Annotated in this window: 15 protein-coding genes; all 15 read right to left on the bottom strand. The window is 64.8% G+C overall.

Features of this window, described 5'->3' with window-relative positions; translation table 11 throughout:
- Positions 1-5 precede the first annotated feature (5 nt).
- The gene (locus IB236_RS01195; protein WP_192418378.1) at positions 6-1,034 is read right to left on the bottom strand and encodes an ABC transporter substrate-binding protein; all 1,029 of its coding nucleotides are present in this window, start codon (positions 1,032-1,034) and stop codon (positions 6-8) included.
- A gap of 363 nt (positions 1,035-1,397) precedes the next feature.
- Complete coding sequence (gene otnI, locus IB236_RS01200; protein WP_192418380.1) at positions 1,398-2,195, bottom strand: 2-oxo-tetronate isomerase; 798 nt, start codon at positions 2,193-2,195, stop codon at positions 1,398-1,400.
- Positions 2,196-2,220: 25 nt separating this feature from the next.
- Positions 2,221-3,288 (bottom strand): alpha/beta fold hydrolase, encoded by a 1,068-nt coding sequence (locus IB236_RS01205; protein ID WP_192418382.1) that lies wholly within the window; start codon positions 3,286-3,288, stop codon positions 2,221-2,223.
- 57 nt (positions 3,289-3,345) lie between these two features.
- On the bottom strand, positions 3,346-4,035 hold the full coding sequence (locus IB236_RS01210; protein WP_192418938.1) for an aldolase: 690 nt from the start codon (positions 4,033-4,035) through the stop codon (positions 3,346-3,348).
- Between the two features lie 17 nt (positions 4,036-4,052).
- A complete protein-coding gene (otnK, locus tag IB236_RS01215) occupies positions 4,053-5,324 on the bottom strand; it encodes a 3-oxo-tetronate kinase (RefSeq protein ID WP_056060714.1) in 1,272 nt (423 codons plus the stop codon).
- Positions 5,321-6,232 (bottom strand): L-threonate dehydrogenase, encoded by a 912-nt coding sequence (ltnD, locus tag IB236_RS01220; RefSeq protein WP_192418384.1) that lies wholly within the window; start codon positions 6,230-6,232, stop codon positions 5,321-5,323. Before ltnD ends, otnK begins: the two co-directional genes overlap by 4 nt.
- 34 nt (positions 6,233-6,266) lie before the next feature.
- Complete coding sequence (locus IB236_RS01225) at positions 6,267-7,634, bottom strand: GntP family transporter (protein WP_192418386.1); 1,368 nt, start codon at positions 7,632-7,634, stop codon at positions 6,267-6,269.
- A 299-nt stretch (positions 7,635-7,933) separates the two neighbouring features.
- Positions 7,934-8,713, bottom strand: a complete 780-nt coding sequence (locus IB236_RS01230) for a FadR/GntR family transcriptional regulator (RefSeq protein ID WP_146872238.1) — start codon at positions 8,711-8,713, stop codon at positions 7,934-7,936.
- A 109-nt stretch (positions 8,714-8,822) separates the two neighbouring features.
- The gene (locus IB236_RS01235) at positions 8,823-9,863 is read right to left on the bottom strand and encodes a patatin-like phospholipase family protein (RefSeq protein WP_192418388.1); all 1,041 of its coding nucleotides are present in this window, start codon (positions 9,861-9,863) and stop codon (positions 8,823-8,825) included.
- 244 nt (positions 9,864-10,107) lie between these two features.
- The gene (locus IB236_RS01240) at positions 10,108-11,058 is read right to left on the bottom strand and encodes a hypothetical protein (RefSeq protein WP_192418390.1); all 951 of its coding nucleotides are present in this window, start codon (positions 11,056-11,058) and stop codon (positions 10,108-10,110) included.
- Positions 11,059-11,530: 472 nt separating this feature from the next.
- Positions 11,531-12,298, bottom strand: a complete 768-nt coding sequence (locus tag IB236_RS01245) for an ABC transporter permease (protein WP_060986854.1) — start codon at positions 12,296-12,298, stop codon at positions 11,531-11,533.
- Positions 12,299-12,322: 24 nt separating this feature from the next.
- A complete protein-coding gene (locus tag IB236_RS01250) occupies positions 12,323-13,147 on the bottom strand; it encodes an ABC transporter ATP-binding protein (RefSeq protein ID WP_121943596.1) in 825 nt (274 codons plus the stop codon).
- 186 nt (positions 13,148-13,333) lie between these two features.
- Positions 13,334-14,365: an ABC transporter substrate-binding protein gene (locus IB236_RS01255; RefSeq protein WP_192418392.1), complete on the bottom strand. Its 1,032-nt coding sequence runs from the start codon at positions 14,363-14,365 to the stop codon at positions 13,334-13,336.
- A 294-nt stretch (positions 14,366-14,659) separates the two neighbouring features.
- Positions 14,660-16,966, bottom strand: coding sequence for an NADP-dependent malic enzyme (locus IB236_RS01260; RefSeq protein WP_056747727.1), 2,307 nt, complete (start codon positions 16,964-16,966; stop codon positions 14,660-14,662).
- 178 nt (positions 16,967-17,144) lie between these two features.
- Positions 17,145-18,632, bottom strand: coding sequence for a nucleobase:cation symporter-2 family protein (locus tag IB236_RS01265; RefSeq protein ID WP_056747391.1), 1,488 nt, complete (start codon positions 18,630-18,632; stop codon positions 17,145-17,147).
- Positions 18,633-18,781: the final 149 nt, after the last annotated feature.

The raw sequence follows: 18,781 nt of genomic DNA on the forward strand, positions 1-18,781 counted from the left end.
CCCGGTCAGGCCTTGAGCTTGCGGTCTACGGCCGGGGGCAGAAAGCGGTCGGTCCAGATGTCGGCCACCGCCAGGCTGCTCTTGAGGCCAAAGGCTGCCACGGTCTCATCGATGGTGGCCTGCAGGCGTGCAGGCGTGGCAGCGCCCCAGCCGTTGGCGCGTGTCTCGGCGGTCTTCATGGTGCCGTCCACGATGAGCTGCAGGCGTTCGAACTCGATCTCTTCATGGGCCAGGGGCTCTCGGGCCTTGATGGCGGCAGCGCCGGCGCGCGGGTCGGCAATCGCATCGACCCAGCCGCGTGTGGTGGCTTTGACGAAGGCCTTCATGGCGTCCGGGTTGTCCTGCATGCTCTTGGCGTTGGCAATGAGCCCATTGCCATACGACTTGAGGCCATAGTCCGAAAAGCGGAACACCGTGATCTGATCCGGCGTCAGGCCCCGCGCCTTCAGGTTGAGCAGACCCCTGAAGAAGAAGTACGCCGCTGCGTCGAAATCGCCTTTGACGAAGCGTGTGTCGCCGATGTCGGGTGCCACGTTTTCCCATTTCACGCCGCTGCCATCAAAGCCCTGTGCCTTGGCAAAGGCGGGAAAGAGCTTGCGCGAAGCGTTGAAGGGCTGGCCCAGGATGGTCTTGCCCGCCAGGTCGGCGGGCTTCTTGATGGCGCCGTCCTTGCGTACCATGACCGAGTTGGGGTTCAGGTCGTACTGGATGGCGACCGCTGCCAGCCTGGACTGCGGATTGGCGGTGTTGAACTCGATCATGGTCGAGAGGTCGGCCGATGCTACGTCATACGCACCGCCCGCCACCAGGCTGATGGCCGAGGCAGACCCGTTGCCGGTGTCGATGGTGACATCGAGGCCCGCATCCTTGTAATAGCCCCGCTGCTGCGCCAACAAAAAGCCTGCGCCCGAGGCCTCGATCTTCCAGCCCAGGTTGAACTTGAACTTCTGCAGATTGCCCTGGGCGCGCACAAACGGTGTGGCAGACAGAAGGGCGGCGGCGCCGGTGGCGCGGATGAGGGAACGGCGTTGCATGGTGGAGCACTCCTGGTCGTTGGCGGGTAACCACGGGGGAGTGAAAAGCCAGGCTTCGCACCCCTCCGAACGGGGTGCATGCAATCAACCGACAGGGCGCTGGGGCTGCGAGGTGGGGGCACCGGCCTCCTGAAGACGCACAGTCCTGCGCGCCCGTGGTGGCGTCAGTCCATTGCATGCTTCAAGAGCAATTTCCGGGCGGTGGCCGCTGAACGCTTCTACTCTTGGCGTCTGCGTATTTGCAGGATCTGTGCCATGCCAACCCAAGGAGAAACCATGCCCGAACGCCCCCGCGTGCCGCGCCATGGTGCGCGCTGCACCAGCGTCAGGCGTGCAACGGCAACTGTGGTGCGAGGTAGGTCTTTACAGCCAGGGCTTGAGCCAGCCCAGCCCGTCGCTGGTGGCGTGGGCGGCGGCACCGCGCGCGGGGCGGTATTCGCAGCCAATCCAGCCGTCGTAGTCCAGGCTGTCCAACAGCTTGAACAGATAGGTGTAGTTGATCTCGCCCACATCGGGTTCGTGGCGCTCAGGCACACCGGCAATCTGGAAGTGGCCGACGTTGCCTGTGGGCAGGTACTGGCGCACCTTCATGGCCAGGTCGCCTTCCACGATCTGGCAGTGGTACAGGTCCATCTGCACCTTCACGTTGGCGGCGCCGATCTCGGCGATCAGCGTGTGGGCCTGGTCCTGGCGGCTCAGGAAGAAGCCAGGCATGTCGCGGCCATTGATGGGCTCCAGCAGGATCTGGATGCCGTGGGGCGCAGCCTGCGCGGCGGCGTAGCGCACGTTGGCGATGTAGGTGGAGCGCACGGTGGCGGCGTCTGCCCCCTGGGGCACCAGACCTGCCATCACGTGGATGCGGGGGCATTGCAGTGCCTGGGCGTATTCAACCGCTTTGGCAATGCCTTCGCGGAACTCGGCCTCGCGCCCGGGCAGGCAGGCCAGCCCACGTTCGCCCGCGTCCCAGTTGCCGGGCGGGGCGTTGAACAGCACCTGCTGCAGGCCGTTGGCTTGCAGGCGCGCGGCCAGTTCTTGCGCCAGGTAGGCGTAGGGAAACAGGTACTCCACCGCCTTGAAACCATCGCGGGCGGCGGCAGCAAAACGGTCGAGAAAGTCCACGTCGTTGTAGAGCATGGACAGGTTGGCGGCAAAGCGGGGCATAAACAGGTTCCTGAGGAAAAAGAGGTCAGCGGCGGGGTGCGGTTGTGAGCACCTGCGCCAGCCGGTCTTGGTAAAAGCGCGCCAGGCCCACCGTGCTGTGGCCGAGGGTGTCGGCGCTGGCTGGGATTACGTAGGCCTGTGCGTGCGGGATGCGGGCGATGGCTTTGTCCAGCACACCCAGCTCGGGTGGGTTGCGCTCATCGTCTGCCGAGTTGATGGCCAGCACGCGCGCGGTGATGCGTTCCAGCCCGGGCTCGGGGTCGTAGTCGCGCGATGCCTCCCACTGGTAGATGTGGTCGTTGGCATCGCCAAGGAAAGGGGCTTTGAGGCGTTGTTCCACCAGGGCGTCGGCCGCAGCGCGGGTAGGGGCCAGCTTTTGCAGGCCCTGGTTGCCGCCGTTGGTGCCCGTGCCAAAGAACACCGACGCGAACTGCAGGCTGCGGGGCTGGCGGGTGTAGTTGCCGCCCTGCCATTCGGGGTCGTTGCGGATGGCATCCACCAGCAGGCGGCGCATCATCCAGTTGCGGCCCGACATGGCGGCGGGCAGCGAGGCCATGGGCACGGCAATGTCCATGAAGTCGGGGTAGCGCTGGGCCCACACCCAGGTGTGCATGCCGCCCATGGAGTTGCCGATGATGGCGCGCACATGGCGTACGCCCAGATGCTCGGTCAGCAGGCGGTACTGGGCCTGCACCATGTCGTCATAGTTGTAGGCCGGAAAGGCGGCGCGCAGGCCGTCTGACGGCTTGCTGGAGCGGCCGGTGCCGATGGCGTCCGGCAGGATGATGAAGTACTTGCGCGCATCCAGAGCCTGGCCGGGGCCAAACAGCGTGCCTGCAAAGCCGGGCGTCAGCATGCTCTCTGCCGAGCCATTGGTGCCATGCAGCACCAGTACCGGCTCGCCTGTGGGATCGCCCACGGTGGAGTAGGCCAGCTTGAGTTCGGGCAGGGTCTGGCCGGTGTGGAAGCGGAAGTCTTTGACAACCCATTCCCCATGCTTGGGGGCGGGGTAGTCCGCAGCCGATGCGCCGCCTGTGGCCAGCACGCCCAGCAGCACGGGGGCAAAGGCTTTGCGCCAGAAAGAAAGGGTCATGGTTTGTCTCCTTGTGTGTGTTCTTTCGTCCCCCGCGCCATGGGCGCAGCCCGCCCGTTACCAGTGGGCACCAAAGCTCTGGCGCAGCTCTTCAATCTGGGGCTCGGTCAGCGGCGTGGGGCGGGGCTGGCACAGCATCCACAGGCGTGCGGTTTCTTCCAGCTCTTCCAGCACGGCCATGGCGGCGGCGGGCGTGTCGTGCCACACGTTGGGCCCCAGGCGCGCCAGCATCACAGCGCGCACAGGGCTGCCCTTTGCGGCATAGCGGGTGATGGTCTGCGCCACCAGTGTTGCCGCGGCAGCATCACCCGGGCGGTGGTACGGGATGTGCGGCACCCGGCCCACTTTCATGACGAAGTAGGGCGTGATGGGAGGCAGCAATTGCGCGTCAGGCACCAGTGGACCGTTGGCCGTCATGTCGGCCTGCAATGAGCAGGCCACCAGATGCGTGCTGTGCGTATGGATCACGCAGCGCGCTGGGGCCGCTGTCGATGCCGATGCCTCGTAAATCTGCCGGTGCAGCGCAATGGTCTTGCTGGCCCGGTCGCCCGCCACCTGCTGGCCCTGCGCGTCCAGGCGCGCCAGCCGCTCGGGCTGCAGCGTGCCAAGACAGGCATCGGTGGGGGTGATGAGGTAACCGTCGGCCAGGCGCACGCTGATGTTGCCTGCGGTGGCATGCACATAGCCCCGCTCAAACAGGCTGCGGCCCACGCGGCAGATTTCGTCGCGGGCCTGGCGTTCATCCATGAAGGCGGGGGTAGAGGTCATGCCAACAATTGTGCAAAAGCCTTGGTGAAGAAGTCGGTGCTGCCGAAATTGCCCGACTTCAGCGTGATGTGCAGCCCGTCCTTGGCGTCGGGCGCCACGGCATGGCACCACGGCACGCCGGGGTCGATCTGCGCGCCAATGCGCATTTGCGTGATGCCCAGGGCCTGCACACAGGCACCCGAGGTTTCGCCACCCGCCACGATGAGCTGGCGCACACCGCGCTGCACCAGGCCGCGTGCAATGGCGGCAATGGTGTCTTCCACCATGGCACCGGCTTTTTCAGAACCCAGCTTGCCCTGAATGGCGCGCACGGCCGATGGCTCGGCGGTGGAATACACCAGCACCGGGCCTTTGCCGAGGTGGCCTTCGGCCCAGGCCAGCGCTTCGGCGGCCACGTCCACGCCTGCGGCAATGCGCAGTGGGTCGATGGCCAGAGCGGGTTGGCCCGCTTTGATGAAATCCATGACCTGCTGGTTGGTCGCCACTGAGCAGCTGCCCGACACGATGGCCTGCAGCCCTTGCGCGGCGGGCAGGCGGGCTGCCTCGTTGCTGGAGGCTACGCCAAAGTTGCCCGGCAGGCCAATGGCCACGCCCGAGCCCGCTGTGACCAGCGGCATGCCCTTGAGGGCAGGGCCCAGGCGCATCAGGTCGGCGTTCGACACCGCATCGACCACGGCCATGCGCACGCCCTCGGCCTTGAGTTGGTCGATGCGTGCGCGGATGGCAGCCTCGCCCTGTGCGACCACACTGTGGTCGATCAGACCCACGCGGCTGGGTGTCTGCGCTTGCAGCACGCGCACCAGGTTCGGGTCGGTCATGGGCGTGAGCGGGTGGTTCTGCATGCCGCTCTCGTTCAGCAACACGTCGCCCACAAACAGATAGCCCTTGAACACGGTGCGCTTGTTGTCGGGGAAGGCGGGCGTGGCGATGGTGAAGTCGGTGCCCAGGGCCTGCATCAGCGCATCGGTCACGGGGCCAATGTTGCCTTCGGCCGTGCTGTCAAAGGTGGAGCAGTATTTGAAGTAGATCTGCTCGGTGCCCTGCGCCTTGAGCCACTGCAGTGCGGCCAGCGACTGGGCGATGGCTTCGTCTTTGGGAACGGTGCGCGACTTGAGTGCCACCACGATGGCATCGGCCTCCGCATCCAGCGGGGCCGTGGGCACGCCCATGGCCTGCACCACGCGCATGCCTGCGCGCACGAGGTTGTTGGCCAGGTCGGTCGCGCCCGTGAAGTCGTCGGCAATGCAGCCCAGCAACGCGCGTGTCATGCCTTCTCCTTTCCTTCGGGCAACGTGATGCCAGGGAAGATCTTGATCACGGCACTGTCATCTTCCTTGGCAAAGCCTGCGGTGGATGCCTGCATGAACATCTGGTGCGCGGTGGCCGCCAGAGGCAGGGGGAATTTGCTGGCGCGTGCGGTGTCCAGCACCAGGCCCAGGTCCTTCACAAAAATATCGACGGCTGAAAGCGGTGTGTAGTCGCCCGCCAGCACATGTGCCATGCGGTTTTCAAACATCCAGCTGTTGCCCGCGCTGTTCGTGATCACTTCATACAAGGCGCTGGCCTCCACGCCTTCGCGCAGGCCCAGGGCCATGGCTTCGGCGGCTACGGCAATGTGCACACCGGCCAGCAACTGGTTGATGATCTTGACCTTGCTGCCCGCGCCCGCCTTGTCACCCAGGCGGTACACCTTGCCAGCCATGCCGTCGAGCACCGCGCCTGCAGCGGCATAGGCCTCGGGCTTGGCCGAGGTCATCATGGTCATCTGGCCCGAGGCAGCCTTGGCTGCGCCGCCGGAGATGGGGGCGTCCACATAGTGCAGGCCCAGGGCGTTCAGGCGCGCTTCCATCGCCACGGACCAGTTGGGGTCCACGGTGGAGCACATCACAAAGGTGCTGCCGGGGCGCGAGGTGCTGGCCGCACCGCTTTTACCATCGTCGCCAAACAGCACGCTCTCGGTCTGCGCGGCGTTGACCACCACCGACACCACCACATCACTCACCGCCGCCAGCGCAGCAGTGGTGGCGTGGGCGGTGCCGCCTTCAGCCACAAACGCATCGGCCACGCCGGGCCGCACGTCGCAGACGTGGATGGTGAAACCGTTGTTGCGCAGGGTCTTGGCAATGCCAGCGCCCATGGCGCCCAGGCCGATGATGCCGACGGTGGGTTTTGTCATGTTGTCAGTCCTTCAAGAAAACGGTCAAGGGGGCTCAGGCCACTAGGGCCCAGAGCAGGGCGGTCATTGCGAAACCTGCGATGCCCAGCACAGTGGTCAGCACGGTCCAGGTGCGCAGGCCATCGCCCACGCTCAGGCCCAGGTAGCGGGTCACGATCCAGAAGCCCGAATCGTTGACGTGCGACAGCCCGAGGCTGCCAAAGCCGATGGCAACCGTGAGCAGCGCCACTTGCAAGGGGGAATACCCGCCACCTGCAATGGCGTCGGCCAGCAGGCCGCAGGTGGTGATGATGGCCACGGTGGCCGAACCCTGGGCGGCGCGCAGCGCCAGCGAGATGATGAACGCCAGCAGGATGAGCGGCAGGTGGGTGGCCGTGAGGCTTTGCGACAGCGCCGTGCCAATGCCGCTGGCGGTGAGCACCTTGGCAAACACGCCGCCTGCACCCGTCACCAGAATCACGGTGGCGGCAGGGGGCAGGGCGGATTCCATGATGGCGTTGGTGCGCTCGCGGTTCCAGCCTTGGTTGCGGCCCAGCAGAAACATCGCCAGGCCCACGGCCACCATCAGTGCAAAGATGGGCGAGCCGATGAAGCCCAGCACGTTGCGCAGGTTGTCGCCCTTGGGCAGCAACGTGGCGCCGGTGGTGCCCGCCATGATGAGGGCCAGGGGGATCACGATCAGCGCCATGATGGTGCCCACGCCAGGGGCTTTGCCCGCCGGGGTGGTTTGGCTGTCTTCGCTGTTGCCAAAGGCCGCAAACTGCTCGGCCGTGGTGGGCAACAAGGGGTAGCCCTTGCGGTTGAGCCAGCCCGACACATACTGCGACAGCGCCGCCAGCGGGATGCAGATGGCCAGGCCAATGATGGTGATCCAGCCAATGTCGCCCTTGACGATGGCAGCCCCGCCCACGATGCCGGGGTGCGGTGGCACCACCACGTGTGCGGCCAGCATGATGCCCGCCACGGGCAGGCCGAACTTGATGGGGTTGACGCCCGCTGCCTTGCAAAAGCCGTAGACGATGGGCACCAGGATGATGAAGCCCACGTCAAAAAACACCGGGATGGCCAGAACCAGCGCTGCGGCCGTGAGGGCCATGGGCACCCGTGTGGGGCCCAGCAGCTGCGTGAAGCGGTTGGCCAGGCTGGCCGCACCGCCCGAGACCTCGATCATGCGCCCCAGCATGGAGCCCAGCGCCACCAGGATGGCGACCGAACCCAGCGTGCCGCCCATGCCCGCAATCAGCGTGCTGATGATGTCGCCAATGGGCATCTGCGTGGCAAACGCCACCAGAAAGCTCACCAGCATCATCGCCACGAAGGCGTGGACCTGCCAGCGGATGATGAGCAACAGGAGCAGGGCAATGCTGCCGGCGCCGATGCCGAGAAGTGCGAGGGTAGACATGAACGGGGTATCTCCGGGATGGAAGGGGCTGACCCAGGCTAGAGCCGCTCAAAGCGGCCTTGCAGGGGTTTCCAGCTGCACCTTGGTTGGTGTGTTTATATGGTTATCATACAAATTATCGCGCACGGCACTGCCACGGGTTAACCCGCGTCTGCCAGTGCGTGGGCATGGTGGGTGAAGCGGTTTTGAGGCGTTTTGGTGCTCAAGCGCTAGTGCAATATGCCTGAGCAGCTACCAAATATGTAGCAGATCACTGATGTGTTGAGACGCAAGCCCGGCGCACAGGCTTGGGACGTGGCTCAAAACACCAGCGGTGTGGATGCGGCCACCAGCGGCTGGGCCAGCCGAGCGCCGTCCTGGGCCCAGAACGTGAGGTCGGCCTGCTCGATGCGGGCCAGTGCGTTCTTCATGTGCTGCGCGGCAGCCTCCCGCGCGGCCACCGGGTCGCCCGCCTCGATGGCGCGCACGATGTGGCTGTGCTCGTGGGTCACCGCATCGGCAAAGTCGGTGCGGCGCGCCTCGTTGGCACGGGTCACGCGGGTGGCGCCCTTGAGGAACTGCGCCAGATAGTCCAGCGTGCTGATCATGAACGGGTTGCCTGCCGCCCGGGCGATGGCGCGGTGGAACAGCACATCTTCTTCCACCCCGTCGCGGCCTGCACGCACGGCGTCGGCGATGTGCTGCATGGCGGCGCGTATGGCGGCCATGTCTGCATCGGTGCGCCGCAGGGCCGCCAGCTCGGCCACCTCGGCCTCCAGCGCACGCCTTACCTCCACGATCTGCATCACCGCCTCGCGCGATGCTGCCAGGGGTACATCGAACTGCAGCGGCTCGATGCCCGGCGCCAGCACATACACGCCGCTGCCCTGGCGCGAGTCCACCAGCCCCAACGACTTGAGGCGCGAGATGGCCTCGCGCACCACTGTGCGGCTGACCTGAAACTGCTGCGCCAACACGGCTTCGGTAGGCAGCTTTTGCGCAGCCTGGATGCGGCCCGCGCGGATCTCGGCCTCCAGCGCGCTGGCGACTTGGTCGGAGAGCTTGGCGCTGGGTTTGACGGCGGAGAACGGCGAAGACATGGGTGGGGCGGGCAGTGGGGCGTGAAGTCGGTGCCGGGTGGTGCTGGCAGGCCGGGGCGCAGTTGACTTTACCCGAAGGGCGCTGCGCCGGAATCGTTTGTTTGCCGCGCTACTTGGGCGCCGGGCAGGAGTCGTCCAGTTTGGCCAAGCCCGCCAGCTTCTGCAGCCGACTGCGGTTGTCCAGGCAGGCCTGGTACTGCGCCTCGGTCGCCTTCTGCTGGGCCTGCGCCGCCGCCTTGCTGCGCTCGGCCTGAAGCTGGGCCACACGTTCGCGGATTTGCGGCATCACGGCCAGCGCGGCCTTCTCGCCTTCCACGATGGCGTTGGCGCGCTGGCTGAAGTCGGCGGCGCCAATGTCCAGCACCTGCGGGCGGATGATCACGTCGGCGCGCGCCAGCTCGGCCTGGCCCAGCTTCTGGCCCATGATGGCGATCGACTGGTTCAGCGCGCCCAGCATGTTGCCCGGCGTCTGGCCCCGGGCCTTGTTGGAGATGTCTACAGCAATCACGATGTCGGCGCCCAGCTGGCGTGCGGCATCCACCGGTACCGGGCTCACGATGCCGCCGTCCACAAAGTGGTATTTGCCGATGGTGACGGGCTGGAACACGCCTGGCACGCTGCTTGATGCGCGCACGGCCTGGCCGGTGTTGCCGCGTGCAAAGACGGTGCGCTCGCCGTCTTCCAGCCGCGTGGCGACGACGACGAAGGGCTTGGCCATCTGTTCCAGCGGCTTGCGGCGCACCTGCTCGTTCACATAGTCTTCGAGCTTCTGTCCCAGTACCAGCCCGCCGGACGACAGCTGCAGGTCGCGGATCTTGGCTTCGTCCAGCGCCACGGCTTTTTCCTGCATTTCAAACGCGTTCATGCCACTGGCATACAGCGCGCCCACCACGCTGCCTGCGCTGGTGCCCGAGACCACGGCGGGCGCCAGGCCATTGGCCTCCAGCATCTTGATCACGCCAATGTGCGCAAAGCCCTTGGCCGCGCCCCCGCCCAGGGCGATGCCGATGCGGATGGGGGCGGCGGTGGTGGCAGCGGCCGGGGTGGCGTCGCCGCCCGTCGCTGGTTTGGTGGGGGTCGTCCCACCGCATGCGGCGAGCCCAGCGGCTGCCCAAAGTGTCAGAAGGCGCAAAAGAATGGTCAAGCGCATGCCGGGTGATCCTGCTGTCGTCAAAACGGGGCGGCAGTATAGCGACGGGCGTGCCGCAGCGGCCTTGATTCGGTTCCGGGGCTTACAGCCAGGGCTTAAGCCAACCCGGCCCGTCGCACATTGCGTGGGGTGCAGTACTGCGCAACCCGGCTGCAATTCGCACAAACTGCGGCTCAGCCAAGTTGCGCTCACGTCGGCAACCCATCCGCATTGGTCGGAAGCCGCACCACAGGCGGCAGAGTGTCTATCTAACCGGGCGCGGTATGACCTTCATTGCCTGATCGATTGGCTTTAAGACAGAACGCACGAAGTCGAGGTTGTAGAGAGGCGTTTTGGAGGGACAGGCGTTGTCTTGCGGGGGCCGACGCTGCTGAATGTGCCCGGCGCGGATCCAAGGCAGTCCTGAATTGCCGTAAGAGTCGCTTTTGGTGCTTCCCTGGTAAAGATCAATGGCGTAGGCAATCCGTTCTGCCATCAGGGTACCGGTCTCCAAATCAGTAATAGTCCACTTGCTGCCGGCGACCCAATGCTCACGATCCTGCGGCGTGGATATGTCTTCCCATTTCACAAAATAGCGGCTCTCCGACTTGTGATGAAACCCCTTGGAGAAGGTTTGATGTGATCCCACACTGCTATCCAAGTAGCGAAAAAACCCAGGCTCACCTTCGTTGTGACCTTGTATTTCTATCTGCGGATAGCGTAAGAAGTCCTCTTTCGTAGGAACGTGCCATTGCTGTTCCCATTCCTTCTTGGTCAGAAACGTCCTGACAAGATCCCATTCTGCGGATTGTGAAGACTGAACGTCAAACCCGCCATAGACGTCGCCCTTGAAGTTCCTGTCCCACAAGTCGTAGGTAGTGAAATCCCCGCGTGGCGCTTGGAGCGCGATGCTTTTTACGTCCTTGGCTGTCTCGAACACTTTTGTACCAGCCTGCTCGCAGACCATTTCAAAGTGCGCAGCATGAGGCCGAAATTCCTCAGTGTATTTGCGGTCTTCCTGGTGCCTTTGACTCTCGCCCGATGTCACCCACTTATTTGCGAAAAAAGTCCATACGCCAAGTACAAGCAAGATACCGACGAAACGGCTAACGGGCTTTCTTACCAATGCGAAAACAAGGCCTATTCCCAGCGCTGCTGGAATCAAGGCGGCTGAAAAGAGTCCTGCGAGAACAAGAAGAAACAGATCGTTGACCATGTGCACTTCACCGAATCAGACCGCGAGAAGATCCTAAGAAAGACGAGCTACTGAGCATGCACCAAGCCGGTTTCCAAACACGTCGTTGGCGGCCGGATAGTGCGTATCAATCTTAGAAAGCATAGCTGACGACGTAAGTCGTAAGCCGCAGCTTGAGCTCTTCGTTGTAGTCTCTTCGAAGAAATAACCGCCCGATGGCGGAGGCAAGCGGCGCCGAGAGCTGGGGATTTTCAGCAAATTGATGCCGCAACGGGTGTACCCCGCCTGGCGCCAAATCCCATGCAGCCGCAACGGGACGCGCTTGGCGTCAGAGCATCTTGGCACGGCGAGGTTGGGCTGAGCGCTCTTGCGCACGAGGAACCGGAGTGTTCTGGCGTGCAGGGCGGGTTGGGACAAAAGATTCTCAGCCTCTCAGCCCGAACGGGGGGCGGGGAGGCGGCGCTTGAGCGTTGGCGCTGATGCGCCATGCCGGTCACTCCCCCTGCGACCCCCGGTGGGCCCAGCCCGTGGTGCGTTTTTCGATCCAGCTGAACAGCTCGTACATCACCATGGCCATGGCGCCCACGACCATCAGGCCCGCAAAGGCCAGGCCCATCTGCATGGACGAGCCTGCGCTGATCAGCAGGTAGCCGATGCCTTCGTTCGCAGCGGTCATCTCCGACACGGTGGTGCCCACAAAGGCCAGCGTGATGGCCACCTTGAGCGAGCCGTAGAAGTACGGCATGGAGCGGGGCAGGCCCACCTTGGTCAGCACGTCCCAGCGCTTGGCGCCAAGCACGCGCAGCACGTCTTCCAGCTCGGGCTCCAGCGTGGCGAGGCCAGTGGCGATGTTGACCATGATGGGGAAGAAGCTGATGAGGAAGGCCGTCAGGATGGCCGGGCCCACGCCAATGCCGAACCACACCACCAGGATGGGCACAAAGGCGGCCTTGGGCAGTGCATTGAAGGCCGTCATCAGCGGGTACACGGCGGCATAGGCGATGCGCGAGCTGCCGATCACAAAGCCCAGCAGCACCCCCACCACGATGGCGATGCCGAAGCCCGCCATGGTGACCCAGAAGGTGCGCCAGGCATGGCCTGCGATGACGCCGCTGAACTCCACCAGCTGCACGCCGATGGCCCAGGGGCTGGGGAACAGGTATTCCGGAATGCTGAAGGCCGAGCAGATGATTTGCCACAGCAGGATGGTGGCGACGAGCAGGATCCAGGGGGACCAGCGCTCCACGGTTTTTTTGTGCATGGGGATGAGGCGCTTTCTTTGTTCTTATTGCTGGATGGGCGCGCCGGCTTTGCGCAGTGCGCCGATGTGGCCGCGCAGTTCGTGAACGATGTCGGTGAACTCCTTGGTGTAGGTCACCTCCAGGTCGCGCGGGCGGGGCAGTTCGATCTCCTTGCGCACCACAAACCGGCCGGGGCTCTTACTCATCACATACACCGTGTCGGCCAGGAAGACCGATTCGCGCAGGTCGTGCGTGACCAAGATCACGTTGAACTGCTGCTCGGTCCACAGATCGCGCAGGATGCACCACAGCTCCTCGCGCGTGAAGGCATCCAGCGCGCCGAAGGGCTCGTCCAGCAGCAGCATCTTGGGTTCGTGGATCAGCGCGCGGCAGATGCTGGCGCGCTGCTGCATGCCGCCCGACAGCTGCCAGGGGAACTTGTCCTCATAGCCCGCCAGCCCCACCTTTTGCAGCAGCTTGCGGGCGCGCTCTTCGTATTCCTTGCGTTTTTGCTTGAAGTTGCTGCGGTAGGGCTCGACGATTTCGAGCGGCAGCAGCACGTTATCCACCGTGGTGCGCCAGGGCAGCAGCGAAGGCGCCTGAAAGGCCATGCCCGAGACCTTGAGCGGCCCCGTCACCGGCTGCCCGTCGATGAGTATCTTGCCCATGGAGGGCATCTTCAACCCGGTGGCCAGCTTCATGAAGGTGGACTTGCCGCAGCCCGAGGGGCCCACGATGGCGATGAATTCGCCCTGGCGTACCTGCAGGTCGATGGCTTCGACCGCAAACTGGTTCTTGGCGCGCAGCTCGTCGTTGTACGCGAGCCAGACATCGCGGAAGTCCACAAAGTAGGAATCAGCAGCCTGCATCAGAGGTCCGTAGTGAGTAGTGTTTGTGCACCGAGGTTGATGCTGGGCGCGGCCCAGGCCAGCGCCCCCGTGCAAGGGCCGCCCCGCCGCGTAGGCGGCGCTTCGCTGGCGTGCACCGGGGGCGTCCCCCTCCCGACTCGCGCAGCGAGTCGAGAGGGGGGAAGGCGCGAAGCGACTCAGGGGGTGTCACTTCTTCGGCAGGATGTTCAGCTCGGCCGCGCTGGGCAGAAAGCTGGCGTTCCACACATCGTCGGCGTTCACGCGGGTCTTGGTGTTGAACGCATCCGATACCTGCGACGCCATCAGCGAGAGGCGTCCGGGCTTGAGCTGGCCAAAGCCTTCGTTGCGGGCGTCGGGGCTGTTGATCACGGTGTCGATGGCCAGCTGCAGGCGGCGGGTTTCGAGCGGCACGTTCACGATGCCGTCGCGTGCCTTCACGTATTCGATGGAGGCTGCGGGGTTGGCAATGACTTCCTTGGCGCCCTTTGTGAAGGCCGACAGGAACGCCTTGATGGCGGCCGGGTTCTCCTTGATGAGCTTGGGCGATGCGATGATCACATTGCCGTACAGCTTCACGCCGAAGTCGGCATAGGGCAGCACCACCACATCGGCGGCTTTGGCGCCCCGGGCTTCCAGGTTGAGCAGCGAGGTGAAGGTGAAGCCGGTGATGGCGTCCACGTCACCGCGCACCAGCATGGTTTCGCGCAGCGGGGGGTCCATGGCGGTCCAGGTCACGGCGCCGATGCCGTTGGCCTTCTGGAAGATGGGAAACGCGCGGCGGCCTGCGTCGAACACGGGGGCGCCCAGCTTCTTGCCAGCCAGGTCGGCGGGCTTGGCGATGCCGCTCTTTTTCAGCGCCATGACCGAGGCGGGCGTGTTGTTGTAGACCACCATCACCGCCACGGGCTTGTTCTGCGCGTCGGGGTTGTTGGCGTGGAACTCCATCACGGCGGCCAGATCAGCAAAACCCATGTCGTAGGTGCCCGAGGCCACGCGCTGCACCGCGCCGCCGGAGCCGTTGCCCGCATCCACCGTCACGTCCAGGCCTGCGGCCTTGAAGTAGCCCTTGGCCACGGGTTGCAGGAACAGTGCGGCAGGGCCTTCAAAACGCCAGTCGAGCTGGAACTTGATGGGCGTGGTGGCCTGCGCCTGGGCCAGCGAGGTACTGCCGATCAGGGCCAGGGCGGCGGCGGTTTGCATGAACAGTCTTTTTTTCATTCGGGGCTCCTGTCGGGCGAGGGGAAATTCGGTGAGGGAAGGCACTGGCCCCTTTGATGGGCCATGGTCCTGCAGTCAGCAAAAACGATGCCCGGTTTGTGTACGCGGGTGCTTTGCTGCGCCCCATTGTTCACCGAAGTGGTGCGCGTCAGCATGCTGGGTTTCCCGAAATGGTGCATGCGCAGGGCGAGGGGTCGGCTTGCCCATGAAAAACGGGGCCCGAGGGCCCCGTTGCAACGGTGTGTGGGCAGGCCTGCTCACGGCCTGCGCTCAGGTCAGCACGGCACAGCGCGCTCAGCGTGGCCGGGCGGCAGCGCTGGCCACGGCCAGGGCCGTCATGTTGAGCACCCGGCGCACGGTGGCGGCCGGGGTCAGGATGTAGGCCGTGGCAGCGGCGCCCATCAGGATGGGGCCCACCGTGACGCCACCGCTGGTGGTCGTCTTGAGCACGTTGTAGAGGATGTTGGCAGCATCCAGGTTGGGGCAGATCAGCAGGTTGGCCGAGTCCGTCAGGGTCGAATCCGCCATGTAGGCGTTGCGGATGTTCGGCTCCAGCGCGGCATCGCCGTGCAGCTCGCCATCACACTCGATCTCAGGGTGGGCGGCCACGAAAAGGTCGCGCGCCTCGCGCATCTTGCGGGCCGATGCGCGCTTGGACGAGCCATAGCTGGAGTGCGACAGGAAGGCGACCTTGGGCGGGATGCCAAAGCGTTGCACCTCCTGCACCGACATCCAGGCGATGTCCGCCAGCTGCTGGGCCGTGGGGTCTTCGTTCACATAGGTGTCGGCAATGAACAGCGTGCCCCGGTTGGTCATCAGCGCGTTCAGCGCCGCGTAGTTGTTGGCGCCTTCCTGGCGGCCGATGATGCTGTGGATGCGCTCCAGGTGCGTTTCATACGTGCCCACCAGGCCGCAGATCATGGCGTCGGCATCGCCCAGCTTGACCATCAGCGAGGCGATGATGGTGTTGGAGCGGCGCACGGCGGCCTTGGCCACTTCGGGCGAGGCGCCGTTGCGCTTCATGAGCTGGTGGTAGTGCTCCCAGTACTGGCGAAAGCGCGGGTCGTCCTCGGGGTTGCACACCTCCACGTCCTTGCCCAGCTGCATGCGCAGGCCGGCCTTGGCGATGCGCGCGGCAATCACGGCGGGGCGGCCGATGAGGATGGGCGTGGCGATCTTGTCGTCGATGGCCATCTGCGCGGCGCGCAGGGCGCGTTCGTCTTCACCGTCGGCGTAGGCCACGCGCTTTTGTGCATCGGGCAGGGCCTTGGCCGCGTTGATCACGGGGCGCATCAGCATGCCGGTCTGGTAGACAAAGCGCGACAGCGTTTCCTTGTAGGCCTCCATGTCTTCGATGGGGCGCGTGGCCACGCCCGATTCAGCAGCGGCCTTGGCCACGGCGGGCGCGATCTTGAGGATCAGGCGCGAGTCGAACGGCGTGGGGATGAGGTAGTCAGGGCCAAAGGTCAGCTCTTTGCCTGCATAGGCGCTGGCCACTTCTTCGCTGATGTCGGCCTTGGCCAGATCGGCGATCTGGCGCACGCAGGCCAGCTTCATGGCCTCGGTGATCTTGGTGGCACCGCAGTCCAGCGCGCCGCGGAAGATGTACGGGAAGCACAGGACGTTGTTGACCTGGTTGGGGTAGTCCGAGCGGCCCGTGGCGATGATGCAGTCGGGGCGAATGGCCTTGGCGAGTTCGGGGCGGATTTCAGGCTCGGGGTTGGCCAGCGCCAGGATGATGGGCTTGGGGCCCATGGTCTTGACCATCTCGGCCGTGAGCACGCCGGGGGCCGAGCAGCCCAGGAACACGTCGGCGCCGTTGACCGCATCGGCCAGCGTGCGGGCGTCGGTCTTTTGCGCGTAGGCCGCCTTGGATTCGTCGTAGCCACCGGGGCGGCCTTCGTAGATCACGCCCTTGGAGTCGCACACGAAGACGTTCTCGATCTTCACGCCCAGGCCCACCATCACGTTCAGGCAGGCAATGGCGGCCGCTCCCGCGCCCGACACGGCAATCTTCACCTGGTCGATCTGCTTACCCACCAGCTCCAGGCCGTTGAGCAGCGCCGCGCTGCTGATGATGGCCGTGCCGTGCTGGTCGTCATGGAACACCGGGATGTTCATGCGCTTGCTGAGTTCGCGCTCGATGTAGAAGCACTCGGGTGCCTTGATGTCTTCGAGGTTGATGCCGCCCAGCGTGGGTTCCAGCGCCGCGATGATCTCGATGAGCTTGTCGGGGTCGCGTTCGGCCAGTTCGATGTCGAACACGTCGACGCCCGCGAACTTCTTGAACAGGCAGCCCTTGCCTTCCATCACCGGCTTGCTGGCCAGCGGGCCGATGTCACCCAGGCCCAGCACCGCCGTGCCGTTGGTGATCACCGCGACCAGGTTGCCGCGCGAGGTGAAGTCAAACGCCTTGGAAGGGTCGGCGGCGATGTCAAGGCACGGGTAAGCCACGCCCGGCGAATAGGCCAGCGACAGGTCGCGCTGGTTGGACAAAGGCTTGGTGGGGGTGACCGAAATCTTGCCCCGGGTGGGGTTGCGGTGGTATTCGCGCGCAGCGTCGCGCAGGGCCTGTTCGGCGGCGGAAATGTTCTGTGTCATGCGGAAATCCTGGAAGTCCTGGGCGGAAAGCAAAAACAAGGGTACCCGATGGCGTGGGCGGCGGACATGCAGGTTTATGCGTATGCAGCATGAAGCCAAAACCCCCTGGCAGCCGTGGCGGACAGGGGGCGGGGCCACGCGGGCAGTGGCAGGTTTTCGGCAGCGGGCAGGCGGGATGCTAGTGGGCGTCGGCCTGGCGTGCGGCGTTGACAGCGGCGGAGGTGTCGCGGCTGGCGCCATTGAAGAAAACGTTCAGGGCCACCGCCGTGATCGAGGCCAGGAGGATACCGGATTCGATCAGAGGGTGGATAGCGTGCGGCATCCACTGGCGGAAGTTGGGCGCGATCAGCGGCACCATGCCCACGCCGATGGAAACGGCCACGATCATGGCGTTGAAGCGGTTGGTCTTGAAGTCCACCCCGCCCAGGATGCGGATGCCCGTGGCCGCCACCATGCCGAACATCACCAGCCCCGCGCCGCCCAGCACCATGGTGGGCAGCGACTCGACCAGTGCGGCCATCTTGGGCAGCACGCCCAGCACGATCAGGATCACACCACCCGCCACGCACACAAAGCGGCTCTTGACGCCGGTGACGGCGACCAGCCCCACGTTCTGCGAGAAGCTGGTGTACGGAAAGGTGTTGAAGATGCCGCCCAGCAGCGTGCCCAGGCCATCGGTGCGCAGGCCGCGCGTGAGGGCTGCCTGGTCCACCTTGCGGTCGGTCATCTCGCCCAGGGCCAGGAACATGCCGGTGGATTCGATCATGACCACGATCATCACCAGGGTCATGGTCAGGATCAGGATGGGGTCGAACACGGGGCCGGCAATCTCGAACGGCAGCACCAGGTCAAACCACTGCGCCTTGGCCACCTTGTCGAAGTTCATCATGCCCAGCGCAACGGCCACCACCGCACCAATGACGATGCCCAGCAGCACCGAGATGTTGGCGACGAAGCCCTTGGCAAACTTGGCAATCAGCAGGATGGACAGCAGCACCAGGCCCGAGATGCCCACACCGGTCAGGTCGGCGTACTTGGGGTTGGGCACCGTGGGCACCACCGCAAACCCCTTGGGAACCGGTGGCAGTGACGAGCCGGGGGCTCCGGCAGCAGCCTGCGCATCGGCCAGCCACTTGAGGTGCTCGGGGTTGGGCACGCTGGGCGCCGTGGGGCCCACGGGGTTGCCAAAGATCCAGTTGATGCCCACGCGCATCAGGCTGATGCCGATGACCGCAATGATGGTGCCGGTGACCACCGGCGGGAAGAAACGGAGCATGCGGCTCACCAGCGGAGCGATCAGGATGGAGATCACCCCCGCCCCGATCACCGAGCCAAAGATCAGTCCGGCTCCGGCCGTGCCGCCGGTGGTCTGCGCCATCGAGATCATGGGCGCCACCGAGGCAAAGGTCACCCCCATCATCACCGGCAGCTGAATGCCAAACCAGCGCGAGGCGCCCAGCGCCTGGATCAGCGTGACCAGCCCGCACACAAACAGGTCGGCCGAGATCAGCTTGGCTACCTGGTCGGGCGTGAGGTTGAGCGCGCGGCCCACGATGAGCGGCACCGCCACGGCACCCGCATACATCACCAGCACATGCTGCAGGCCCAGCGCCGTGAGTCGCCCCAGGGGCAGGTGTTCGTCCACGGGGTGTACGGGTGGGTTCATGGGTGTCCTTCGGGGGTTGGTTTTTGAATACGGAATGGAAACCTGTGCCGAATGGTGCACAGATGTCCATACAAAAATCGTATACAAAATGACCGGGCGCGCTTATCCCGGTTAACCCTTAGAGGGGCGCAGCAAAGTACCCGCCTGCT

This window comes from Acidovorax sp. ACV02, assembly GCF_014851475.1.
In the GTDB taxonomy this organism is placed as follows: Bacteria; Pseudomonadota; Gammaproteobacteria; order Burkholderiales; family Burkholderiaceae_C; genus Acidovorax; species Acidovorax delafieldii.

Excerpts from the sequence above, each read along its gene's own strand:
- IB236_RS01195 (WP_192418378.1), bottom strand. The coding sequence starts at position 1,034 with ATGCAACGCCGTTCCCTCATCCGCGCCACCGGCGCCGCCGCCCTTCTG.
- otnI (WP_192418380.1), bottom strand. The coding sequence starts at position 2,195 with ATGCCCCGCTTTGCCGCCAACCTGTCCATGCTCTACAACGACGTGGAC.
- IB236_RS01205 (WP_192418382.1), bottom strand. The coding sequence starts at position 3,288 with ATGACCCTTTCTTTCTGGCGCAAAGCCTTTGCCCCCGTGCTGCTGGGC.
- IB236_RS01210 (WP_192418938.1), bottom strand. The coding sequence starts at position 4,035 with ATGGATGAACGCCAGGCCCGCGACGAAATCTGCCGCGTGGGCCGCAGC.
- otnK (WP_056060714.1), bottom strand. The coding sequence starts at position 5,324 with ATGACACGCGCGTTGCTGGGCTGCATTGCCGACGACTTCACGGGCGCG.
- ltnD (WP_192418384.1), bottom strand. The coding sequence starts at position 6,232 with ATGACAAAACCCACCGTCGGCATCATCGGCCTGGGCGCCATGGGCGCT.
- IB236_RS01225 (WP_192418386.1), bottom strand. The coding sequence starts at position 7,634 with ATGTCTACCCTCGCACTTCTCGGCATCGGCGCCGGCAGCATTGCCCTG.
- IB236_RS01230 (WP_146872238.1), bottom strand. The coding sequence starts at position 8,713 with ATGTCTTCGCCGTTCTCCGCCGTCAAACCCAGCGCCAAGCTCTCCGAC.
- IB236_RS01235 (WP_192418388.1), bottom strand. The coding sequence starts at position 9,863 with ATGCGCTTGACCATTCTTTTGCGCCTTCTGACACTTTGGGCAGCCGCT.
- IB236_RS01240 (WP_192418390.1), bottom strand. The coding sequence starts at position 11,058 with ATGGTCAACGATCTGTTTCTTCTTGTTCTCGCAGGACTCTTTTCAGCC.
- IB236_RS01245 (WP_060986854.1), bottom strand. The coding sequence starts at position 12,298 with ATGCACAAAAAAACCGTGGAGCGCTGGTCCCCCTGGATCCTGCTCGTC.
- IB236_RS01250 (WP_121943596.1), bottom strand. The coding sequence starts at position 13,147 with ATGCAGGCTGCTGATTCCTACTTTGTGGACTTCCGCGATGTCTGGCTC.
- IB236_RS01255 (WP_192418392.1), bottom strand. The coding sequence starts at position 14,365 with ATGAAAAAAAGACTGTTCATGCAAACCGCCGCCGCCCTGGCCCTGATC.
- IB236_RS01260 (WP_056747727.1), bottom strand. The coding sequence starts at position 16,966 with ATGACACAGAACATTTCCGCCGCCGAACAGGCCCTGCGCGACGCTGCG.
- IB236_RS01265 (WP_056747391.1), bottom strand. The coding sequence starts at position 18,632 with ATGAACCCACCCGTACACCCCGTGGACGAACACCTGCCCCTGGGGCGA.